12 protein-coding genes are annotated in these 6,606 nt (G+C 32.9%); all 12 read right to left on the reverse strand.

Annotated elements, in window-relative coordinates:
• Positions 1–301: 301 nt before the first annotated feature.
• The gene (locus tag ACI3VO_RS02810; RefSeq protein ID WP_439756458.1) at positions 302–913 is read right to left on the reverse strand and encodes a hypothetical protein; all 612 of its coding nucleotides are present in this window, start codon (positions 911–913) and stop codon (positions 302–304) included.
• 69 nt (positions 914–982) lie between these two features.
• Positions 983–1,138: a hypothetical protein gene (locus ACI3VO_RS02815; RefSeq protein ID WP_439756459.1), complete on the reverse strand. Its 156-nt coding sequence runs from the start codon at positions 1,136–1,138 to the stop codon at positions 983–985.
• 285 nt (positions 1,139–1,423) lie between these two features.
• Positions 1,424–1,615: a hypothetical protein gene (locus ACI3VO_RS02820; RefSeq protein ID WP_439756460.1), complete on the reverse strand. Its 192-nt coding sequence runs from the start codon at positions 1,613–1,615 to the stop codon at positions 1,424–1,426.
• 165 nt (positions 1,616–1,780) lie between these two features.
• On the reverse strand, positions 1,781–1,966 hold the full coding sequence (locus ACI3VO_RS02825; RefSeq protein ID WP_439756461.1) for a hypothetical protein: 186 nt from the start codon (positions 1,964–1,966) through the stop codon (positions 1,781–1,783).
• Between the two features lie 60 nt (positions 1,967–2,026).
• Positions 2,027–2,320, reverse strand: a complete 294-nt coding sequence (locus tag ACI3VO_RS02830; protein WP_439756462.1) for a hypothetical protein — start codon at positions 2,318–2,320, stop codon at positions 2,027–2,029.
• 582 nt (positions 2,321–2,902) lie between these two features.
• On the reverse strand, positions 2,903–3,346 hold the full coding sequence (locus ACI3VO_RS02835) for a hypothetical protein (protein ID WP_439756463.1): 444 nt from the start codon (positions 3,344–3,346) through the stop codon (positions 2,903–2,905).
• Positions 3,347–3,496: 150 nt separating this feature from the next.
• Entirely contained in the window at positions 3,497–3,775 is a 279-nt protein-coding gene (locus tag ACI3VO_RS02840) for a hypothetical protein (RefSeq protein WP_439756464.1), read from the reverse strand.
• A gap of 36 nt (positions 3,776–3,811) precedes the next feature.
• Positions 3,812–3,955 (reverse strand): hypothetical protein, encoded by a 144-nt coding sequence (locus ACI3VO_RS02845; protein WP_439756465.1) that lies wholly within the window; start codon positions 3,953–3,955, stop codon positions 3,812–3,814.
• Between the two features lie 174 nt (positions 3,956–4,129).
• The gene (locus ACI3VO_RS02850; protein ID WP_439756466.1) at positions 4,130–4,324 is read right to left on the reverse strand and encodes a hypothetical protein; all 195 of its coding nucleotides are present in this window, start codon (positions 4,322–4,324) and stop codon (positions 4,130–4,132) included.
• Positions 4,325–4,441: 117 nt separating this feature from the next.
• The gene (locus ACI3VO_RS02855; RefSeq protein ID WP_439756467.1) at positions 4,442–4,588 is read right to left on the reverse strand and encodes a hypothetical protein; all 147 of its coding nucleotides are present in this window, start codon (positions 4,586–4,588) and stop codon (positions 4,442–4,444) included.
• A gap of 6 nt (positions 4,589–4,594) precedes the next feature.
• Positions 4,595–4,738, reverse strand: a complete 144-nt coding sequence (locus tag ACI3VO_RS02860; protein ID WP_439756468.1) for a hypothetical protein — start codon at positions 4,736–4,738, stop codon at positions 4,595–4,597.
• A 1,353-nt stretch (positions 4,739–6,091) separates the two neighbouring features.
• On the reverse strand, positions 6,092–6,606 hold a 515-nt coding region (locus ACI3VO_RS02865), incomplete at its 5' end, for a hypothetical protein (protein WP_439756469.1).

Here is a 6,606-nt window from a genome sequence, read left to right on the forward strand (position 1 = left end):
TATTGTTGATATTATTTTGTAAATTTGTTAATTGATTATATGTTTCATCTATACCTAATATTCTTATACGTTTTAAGTTGTGATCGTCTCCCTATTCTATTTGACTTTCTATAACATCACTTATAATCTACAAAGAACTTAAATTATCGCAGTGTTCTATAAGTATATCCGTAACTATATCTTTACACTAGTCTATCATAACTCCTGTATTAGCTATTACAGGGAAATTCTTTAAAGTTATATACTTATTATTTCTAGGATACTCTATTAATTCTAAACCGCCTCCATTAGGTAGTTTAATCTATGTCAATGAAGTACCTCCTGCATATATCTCTCTTATGTTTTCACAACTAGATAAGTCTAATGTACCTTGTAGTGTAGACACGTTACTAACATTTAATATCATTAAACTGCTGCAATCTGATATAGTTAAACCAGTAATACTAATAACGATTGGCTCTGTTTTGCTTCCTATATTTAGCTCTGTAAGTCTCTTACCTCTAACTATCATGGTACCACTAACATTCTTGTTGTGCCATTCTCCTATAGACAGTAACCAAGAAGCGCCTTCAATTGCGTTTTGCTGGTCTGCACTACCGCCTAAATCCACAGTTATTAGACAAGTTTCTCCAGCTTTTGTTCTGGTTCCTTTAACTATAGAAGTACCGTTAGCAATAGAAGGATACATATCAAATGCAGGAGTAATTTCATAATTGATTAAATCTCCTGCCGCACGTACTACAATAGTATCGTTACCGCTAGCACTGAACAAACCGTAGTTGTATTTAGACATAATATACATTATACGTTTCTTCATCCAAGCAGTTTCTGCGCTATAGAAGTCACCGTGAGACTGAGTTATAGGGTCAGTATCGTTAGTATAAGAACCATTATTGTACTGTATCTTAGCCATTTCATATCTCTTAGCATCTGCGTTGACCAGAGTAGAAGGGAAGTAATTCTTAATACCTATAAAGTATTTCTAATAGAAACTATACACTTTATCATAAGGCGTACCAACAGAAGCTCCACTTAATTTCTCCATAGCTGATAGCATATTCTTCATTCCTGTAACTAAGTTTTCAGGGAAAGCAAGTTCTAGCATGTTCCAGAACACGGAAGTTTCTCCATTCCACATAGGCTAACCGTTGTCATATTGGTCATGCATTTCACAGTAGTATGGCTTTCTATCTTGGCCCTAGTTATCAATAGGTAAGATAGTATCAGCGTCGTCTAAACGCCACTTCCATAAAGAAGTAGAACTCGAGCAGAAATTATAAGGATAAGTATTTTTTGCTCTTTGGTCAGTTCCTGCAAAGAATTCTGTAAAGTTATGATGATAACATGCATCTGTTATATCGAAATACTTTGGAGCGGTATCTCTAAATAATGCTATTCTAGCCTATATAAACATTTCGTTCATCTAATCGTCACTAAAAGACGAATAGTCTGAAGTTATGTACTTACTTAGCTGTGTTATTAGATTTATTGGTCCATTACCTACGTCAGAAGGTATAAACTTTCCCTCATAACTTTCATAGTAATACAGATTATATCTATTGGCATCCCCTGCTTTCGATATCCAGTATTCATAACCGCTAGACCTATAACCCATTACTTGGTCGTTTAGCTCAGTAAGAGTTCCGTTAAACGGTTTTATCCTATTACTACAAACATATACTGCGTTATATGCTTCTACCCATCTATCTGTACTAATAGGTTCAGTTTCATCTTCGTTTAACTCACCTGCGTCAAAGTCCCAGCAATTTGCTTCATTATACTAAAAAGCTTCTTCGTCTGGATTATAAGTCCAGTACCATTTGTTTCTGTTCCAAGGTACTCTAAACAAAGCTCCTAATGGAGCATTATCACTACCTTCTACGCTTAATAAATTAGGGAATGTGTCTGTATCATAGCCAAAACATTTATCATCTCCTTTATCTGGACCAAAAGTAAATTCACCCATGCAAGTGTATACGTCCTTACCTTCTTCATTCTTAGTTTTACTAAATCCTATGAAAGGTTCCTAGTACACTGCGACTCTAACACTACTATCTAATTCAGTAGCTTCATTAGATAAACCTAATTCTCTATATAGATCAGTATAAGCGGTTACTGAACCAGCTTTGTGGTCCTGCATTGAAGATGCCCAGTTCTTTTTAGCAGTTAAACGACCGCTCTTAGGTACTCCTTCAGCAAAGAATACTTGATTCTTATCTGTAGTTCCGTCTACATAAGTAGCTATACTGTTAAGTTTGTTTCCTTCAGCATCTTTTATGGCCTTCATCTTCCAGCGCATATTCCATTCTAGGTATTTCATGGAAGATGTTCCCTAACCTCCCATCTATAGGTTAGTCATTACAAAGTTATTCTAAGGTCTGTCTTTAAAGTATACTTCTAGTGTTCCGTTTACTGTTCCTGGATTATTAAGATTTGGAAACGGCTAATCAAATACAAATACGTTATATTTCTTCTTTGTCTATTCGTAATCTATACTTATTCCTTCTGCGTCTAGAACTTCATTTATTTCTTTCTCTTCCTATTTTTGTGATACTGTATCTAACATACTAATATAGTTTTTCTATACAGCCTCACTAGATAAAGCATAATCATATACTCTTAACCCATATACATATAGATTAGAATAGTCGTTACCCAATTCTATATAACCGTTGTTAGCAAAGTAGTCATTATCCTGATAATCATACTATCTATTCTTCTTGCCGTTTATGTATATACATACTAGATTAAACTAAGATACTCCATATGCAGAAGGCATTACTACAATATGAACTCTTAATCTAACTCCATTATCTATCGGTACATCTTGAGTTGTTGAATCCTATCTTGATGACGAAAAGAATGATATATTTTCAGCAGATATCCTAAGACCTACTGTATTCTATACTATTTGTATGATATTTTTAGATGCATCTGTTGGGTTATCTACTTTGAAATCTAACTCTATAGTTCTACCTTTAGACGCTGATTCTGTCAGTAACGGTTGATATTTTATAACCGCCTTACTTCTAGCAAATATCTTTAAAGCACTATAACCATCTGAATCTATTATCCAGCCGTCATTGCCCCAGTTCATATTAGTCCACTCTGCATCTATCTCTTTACCTGTAGATTCGTTTATTACTTTCTGATAGTTAGTTTGTGTATTACTTCGAGTTTTTGGGTTCATGTAGAATATAGCTCCAGTAGTGGCTCCAAAGTTTAATGAATTGTTTACAGGAAATGTAATAGAATCTATTAAATCTATATCGTTACTAGTTACTAATACATCTACTTCAAAATTACTATTATCAACAGTATCTATTTCCATAGAGTATGTAAACATATATTTATAACTAGTAGTAATCTAATCATTAACAGACTGATACATTACTACTCCATCTTTCTTAACTACAAATATAGCATCTGTGCTTCTATTTACTCCATCATATATAGAGTATTCAAATACATCGTTAGACTACCAGTTAGTTAAACTCTATGCTAAATTATTTACGCACATTAGTTTAACCTCTTCGCCTACTTCTGTAATACACATAAAATTTACAGAATAGGTTTTAGTAGTAACAGTACCGTCTGAATTTGTTAAGTAGAATGAAGCGTTATAAACTCCAGTAGTTCCTGGATGAGTTACAGTATAATTGTAAGGAGTATCAGTATACGAAGCGGTACCTAATGGTATATCATACGTTTGACTATAGTCATCTCCAGTTATAGATACATGTAATATTTTACTTACATTACCTCCAATAATCAAAGGTACAATAAAATCTGAATTCTTTGCAGTCCACCACTAAAAATTAGATGCTGTAACAGACAGAGAAGTAAGCTGTACACTATAAACTAACGGCATAGTCTCTTTTCCTGTATTTACTCCTTTTGCAATTAGTTTTACATTGGTTACTCCAGAAGATAAGTACTCAGCAACATCTATCAATGTATTCTTACCAGAAGGAACAGTAATCTATTTTACTACCGTGTATTCTTCATACTTAAGATTCTATATTTGTATAGTTAATGTACCATTCTCACCAGTAGGCTAAAAATCTTCTGTAGGGTCATTTCTATACTAAGATACAAAAGTTACATCTATATAACAAGGTTCTCCTTGCTAAGAAGCAAAAGATAACCCATTCATGTTATTTCTTAAGTATATACTATAGTTAGAGCTAGCTCCTCCACCTCCAAAGTCAGACGCACTTTTAACTACCCATTCGTTAGTTCCAGACTCTAATACTAATACTTTATCTTCTACAAAAGTATTGTCAGCTTCATAACTAACATTAGTTAAGCTACCTAAAGACATTTCTGTAATTGTGGGAGTACGAACTAAAGATCTAACCTACCATGTAGATGCAGCGGATTCCTTTACTATAGTAATGTCTCCATCTCCAACTTCAGATACATCTTTAGCTACCCATTTCTAACTATCTGAATCTCTAACAAGTATTACATCAGAAACTGTATCATCATCAGCGTTGCTATCGACATTAGTTAAACTTCCAAGAGTTTTGCTTTCTATCATGTTTATTACAGAAGAGAATCCACTAGTAATTGCTCTTTGAGTCATACCGTGCTATGTACTATTTCCTACTGTATCTAACAGTATATCTGCCACGTTCCATATTACTTTTACCCAGGTAGCTACATCCTCATCTATTCCATAAAGTATGTACAGATCATAATCATTTTCAGATTGCAGATTACGAACTCTGCACATATCTCCAGCTTTAAACTCTATTACTTTTCCTTCATGCTCCCATGTCAGAGTATCACTGCTGGGAGCTTCCCTAAAAACCGGTGCATTAACGTTAAGTTTATACTTAGTTACATCTAAATCAAGCCCTAACTAAGCTGAAGTAATATCCCCTAATAAAGGTATTCCATTTATAGTAGGTATGTCTTCTAACTGTTCATAGCTAGTTATATTCTAAAATGCAGCTAAATCTACGCTATATTCAAAAATTATAGTCTCTACATTAAGCCCGTCTAACCCACCAGTTTTACAGCTATGCGGTACTAACTAAAAAGCGTTACATTTATCTAAAGTACTAGTATTTCCGCTCTCGTCTATTATTTCTATTAATAAGTCATAAGAACCTAATATCTCCTATCTTTCTGCAGGAAATTTAAAAGTTATAACATTCTCATTTATAATAGAATAGTCTGTTATCTATATAGGCGGTTCCTTACCTACTAATAAGTTTACGGATAACTATTTATCTAATAAAGAGGTTTTCTCTCCATTTTTATTAATAGTTATCTTAATAAATATATCATTTTTAATCCTAATTCTTCTCATCTTTACCTGCACTTAAGTTATTAGACTTAATGAACTTTGTCATGTTAACCTTTATTATATTGTTCATAATAGTTATAATTGATCGTAATACAATATTTTAGTAGTATCATTGTAAAATGAAACTAGTTTCTTTCTTGTTCTATCTGTCAGTTCGGTTTTCTATTCTTCTGTAATAAGAGGTACAAATACACTAGCATTACACTAGTAAGCTTTGATATCTGACTCATATATGCTAGGTATCTACTAAGCGCCCTATAGTTTGTATATACCGCTTACTCCACTACTATGAGCTAACTAAGAAGAGAACGCCTGAGAAGAAATAGTACAACCATATAATTCTTTCATATAGTTTCCTTGTATACCTCCATATTCTACAGTCACTCCCCATCTCATTCTTTCTACAAAATTATCCTAGAATGTGCCTTTTAAAGTAACTCCTTTATTATACGGTAATTTTATAAAGTTAGTATTAGTGTGAGGATAGAATACAGAATACTAAAACGGAGCCATTATATTATAACCAAACCAATCCTAGAACGTATCGTCGTACCAGTAGTTTCCATCTATTGTAGAAGTAGTATTACCATTAGAGTCCGTACTACACATCTCCTAACCAAATAGTAAATTATAAGAACTAGAACCTCCTGTAATGCCAGAGTAATAACCAAACATTACATTGTGGTTGATGTTGTTTATATTAAAATTATAGAACGAACCAGAACTATAAGTGCAATTGCAATTACGTAATGTTGACCTATATAATCTTATTACCTAAAATATACTGTAATATAATCTTATATCATTGTTCTGTAAAGCAGTAACATACTTATTACTAGGATCATTGTGAATAGATATAGTAGATTTACATCCTTTTATGTCATTATTGAAGTAACGCTGCAGTCCATAATCATCTACTAGAGATGTAACAGTTATAACTATATTAGGAAGACTAATAGGCTTTTCTTTATTGCTTATAGAATTATTAATAATCTTGTTACTTATATCTTCTCCATCTCTATCAAATGTGTATACATCTATATAATCTGAAGCATCTATAGTAAACTTAACTAGTCCTGGTATAGCTTCTTTTAAAGCTGTTATTTCACTCATATCTTCAGAGTAAGCAATGTATCTATTTATAGATCCATTTAAGAATGGCTTGTGTAGATACTTAATATAGTTGTCATGTTGTTTAGTCTGACTCCATATTACATTCTCAAAAGTTCCATCAAATATAGAGCGTATATAATCTCTTTCTACATCTAAACCTGATCCTATCCAAGATC

Source organism: Intestinibacter sp., from assembly GCF_051866655.1.
Classification (GTDB): domain Bacteria; phylum Bacillota; class Clostridia; order Peptostreptococcales; family Peptostreptococcaceae; genus Intestinibacter.